Source organism: Archangium sp., assembly GCF_036389735.1.
Taxonomy (GTDB): Bacteria; Myxococcota; Myxococcia; order Myxococcales; family Myxococcaceae; genus Archangium.
The window spans coordinates 1-2,553 of record NZ_DASVWK010000572.1 but is presented as its reverse complement, the minus strand read 5'-3'; the positions used below and the strand labels follow the sequence as shown (position 1 = coordinate 2,553).

The 2,553-nt window shown below is 66.9% G+C and carries 4 protein-coding genes; 2 read left to right on the top strand and 2 right to left on the bottom strand.

Features of this window, described 5'->3' with window-relative positions; all coding sequences use genetic code 11:
- Positions 1 to 604, top strand: a 604-nt coding sequence (locus VF794_RS20075; protein WP_331112785.1) for a hypothetical protein, incomplete at its 5' end; no start/stop codon positions are given.
- A gap of 30 nt (positions 605 to 634) precedes the next feature.
- On the opposite strand, the gene VF794_RS20070 is transcribed toward VF794_RS20075, so the two are convergent.
- The gene (locus VF794_RS20070) at positions 635 to 1,258 is read right to left on the bottom strand and encodes a TIGR02265 family protein (protein WP_331112783.1); all 624 of its coding nucleotides are present in this window, start codon (positions 1,256 to 1,258) and stop codon (positions 635 to 637) included.
- A 125-nt stretch (positions 1,259 to 1,383) separates the two neighbouring features.
- Between VF794_RS20070 and VF794_RS20065 the strand changes: the two genes are divergently transcribed.
- Entirely contained in the window at positions 1,384 to 1,986 is a 603-nt protein-coding gene (locus VF794_RS20065) for a peptidylprolyl isomerase (protein WP_331112781.1), read from the top strand.
- On the opposite strand, the gene VF794_RS20060 is transcribed toward VF794_RS20065, so the two are convergent.
- On the bottom strand, positions 1,980 to 2,553 hold a 574-nt coding region (locus tag VF794_RS20060; RefSeq protein ID WP_331112779.1), incomplete at its 5' end, for a hypothetical protein. The two genes, VF794_RS20065 and VF794_RS20060, sit on opposite strands and share 7 nt — an antisense overlap.

Here is a 2,553-nt window from a genome sequence, read left to right as displayed (position 1 = left end):
GCGCCCGTCCTTCACGCTGAAGGTGTCTCGGACCGAGCTCGAGCAGTGCCTCGGTTCTCCGCACTCGCTGGAGTCGGAGCCCGGCGGCGCGGGACGCGTGGAGCGGTGGAGCTTCCGCTGCGACTGCGATCTGGAGCTGGTCGTCGACTACTCGCGCCAGTCGCAGGCGGCCTCGGTGTGGCTGGACTCCCTGGAGGTGGAGCACGCGCTCGCCCACATGCACCTGAACACCCACCATGTGCTCTGGCGGCGTGACGCGGAGGAGTTCCTGTCGCTGGATGGCTGGGGCGTCGTCCGCCAGGACGAGCACGGCCACCGCCATGACATCTGCGTGCTGCCCGTCCAGGAGCATGCCCGGTGCCTGGCGGAGCAACTGGAGGCGCGCGCCCACAAGCAGTCGTATGACGTCGAGGCCCGGGGCACCCCTCCCCGGAGGGTGCGTTCCCGCCAGGGCTGGGCCGTCATCCGCCAGGACGCGCACGGCAACCGCTACCAGGTGGCCGTGCACGGCAACGAGCGCGCCGCCCGGAGGGACGCCCAGTCCTACGAGCTGCAGCCGCGCCGCGAGCAGAGCTACGTCATCGAGCCCATGGCCGAGCTGTAGGCCAGCGCGAGGGTGCTCGGGGGGCGTGCCTCAATCCCCCCAGGAGAACTCGATCTCGTTGTCCAGCGGGCCCACCTGACGGCCGTATATCCGCGTGCCGGGGAGTTCCAGCGCTCGGAAGAGGCCCAGCAGCCCGCCCTCGTGATTCATGTAGAGCAGGAAGTCCCTCCGGATGTGGAGCAGGCCGTGCCTCGGCCCCACCCAATGGAGGGAGACCTCGCCGAAGCTGGCCGCCGCCCGGAAGGCCACCGGCATGTTGTTGATGAGGTGCTTGGGCCCCTCCTTGCTCAGCAGCAGGAAGGCCTTGCCCACCGTGGAGGCGAGGAACCCGGGGGCCATCCCTCCCGCGATGCGCCGGATGGCGTTGTCGAAGCCGCCATGGCGATCGCTCAGCATCCACGCCGAGGTGTACAGCACCCGCAGGTAGTCACTGATGGGGTAGTGGAAGAAGCTCCGGAAGCTCTTCTCCGGCACCTGGGCGAGGCAGTGTGCGGCGGCGGCCTCTCCCAGGTCCGCGCGCACCGCGTCCAGGGAGGTGTGGAAGGACAACCCGCGTACCGTGTCCGCGGGGGTGGCCAGCGACAGTCGCCGCTGCAACTCCTGCTCGGTTCCGAGCCCGGATTCTCCCCACGTCGAGGTCTCACTCCCGATCATCCGATGCCGTCTCCCATATTCAGTCCAGGTGGAAGACTCTATCCTCTCTGGAATACTTCTGACCATGCCCCCCTCCATGGGGCGGGATTGGCACCCTGGAGGGCGGGGGACCAGGATTCGGGCTCATGACCGCGATTCAATCCGCCTGCCTCGCCGTGCTGCTGTTCCTCGCTCCCGCCGCCAAACCGGAGTCGCCCAAGCCGGTGCGGGTGGTGCTCCAGACGGACAAGGGAGAGATCGAGCTGGAACTCGACGAGGCCCGTGCGCCGAAGACGGTGCGCAACTTCCTCGCCTACGTGGACGCTGGCCTCTTCGAGAACGGGGTGTTCCACCGCACGGTGAAGCGCAAGCCCGACAACCAGCCGAACAACACGGTGAAGATCGAGGTCATCCAGGGAGGCATCAACCCGGCCCGCGAGTCCGAGGCGCTCCCGCCCATTCCCCTCGAGCGCACCAACGCCACGGGGCTCAAGCACAAGGACGGCACCATCTCGATGGCGCGAGACACGCCCGACAGTGCCCGGTCGGACTTCTTCATCTGCATGGGTGACCAGCCGGAGCTGGACTTCGGCGGCAAGCGCAACCCGGACGGCCAGGGCTTCGGCGCCTTCGGCAGGGTGGTGAAGGGCATGGACGTGGTCCGCGCCATCCAGCGGGCGCCCGCGGAGGGGCAGAAGCTCACCCCGGCGATCAAGATCCTCCGCGCCTCGCGCAAGGCCCGTCAGTAGAGGATGCAGTCGAACTTCTCGATGACGGCCCTGAGTTCTTCCTCTGTGGTCTCCATCCGTTTGGCTATCGAGGGGGCGTGATAGGTCAACGATTGGGTAGGGGCCGGTTGGGTGTGAAGCTCGTCCACGGTGACACGTCCAAAGAGGCCCGGCCACTTGACGCCGCGCAGCTCGGAGGCACGCCCAATGGGGTCCAAGATGGTGAAGCAGGGCCACTTGGGAAAGCGAATGGTGGCAGGGTCAGAGCCCATGATGCGGCAGCCGTCCATGCGGGCCTCGGTGAAGTCGCAGTCCTCGATGGACCCGTGCCCCGCCCTCTCCGAGTAGCTGGGCCAGTGCCCGAAGTCGCAGCCCGACAGCCGCCCCTTGAACCGACAGCCCTTGAGGGAGGCGAACACCCAATCCTGGTGGTTCTTCAACTCCTGTTTCACCTCGAAGGTGCAGTCGATGAACCGAGTTCCCTGGTCGAAGATCAGGTTCCTGCCGGAGACCTTCAGGACGAGGGTGCACTTCCTGAACATGACATTGGAGCCAAGGAAGTAGAGGGAACCCTTGTCGGTTAGCTCC